Raw genomic sequence first — 421 nt, 5'->3', positions numbered from 1 at the left:
TCAAAGCTGCTTTCATATTTGTTCGTTGAAGCTATTCGAAGTTGGCGCTCGACAGACATAAGATCACCAATAGCTCTCCGTAACTTAGCTGCAGACATACGAACCTGTTTCATTATTTGCATCACTGATCCCCCTGAAACGATAACGGCACAACTCATGGCGTAGTACTTTGCATTGAGAATCATTTCAAACTCTCGGATACAACTATTAGCCACAAACAGCTCATCGATAGTTAAGTTGTCAAAGTAGCTATCAACATGCGCTGATCGCTTTATCTCACGGTAAACTTCCCTTAGCTTTTGGGTTTGATCATCTAGTTGATCAATAATAATATTCGCTAATTCATAGTTTTCATCTGATAGATAAAATTCGTTATTTTTATACTCCGAATCTGCTAGACGAAGTACCATAACTTTAGCAA

Annotated in this window: 1 protein-coding gene; it reads right to left on the bottom strand. The window is 38.2% G+C overall.

What is annotated here, in order from left to right:
* Positions 1-421 (bottom strand): hypothetical protein (locus AB4486_RS24220; RefSeq protein WP_372119176.1); only part of this gene is annotated, 421 nt, incomplete at both ends.

The organism is Vibrio sp. 10N.222.55.C6, assembly GCF_041473395.1.
In the GTDB taxonomy this organism is placed as follows: domain Bacteria; phylum Pseudomonadota; class Gammaproteobacteria; order Enterobacterales; family Vibrionaceae; genus Vibrio; species Vibrio crassostreae_C.
The sequence above is the reverse complement of the archived record's forward strand: the minus strand, read 5'-3'. Positions and strand labels throughout refer to the sequence as shown.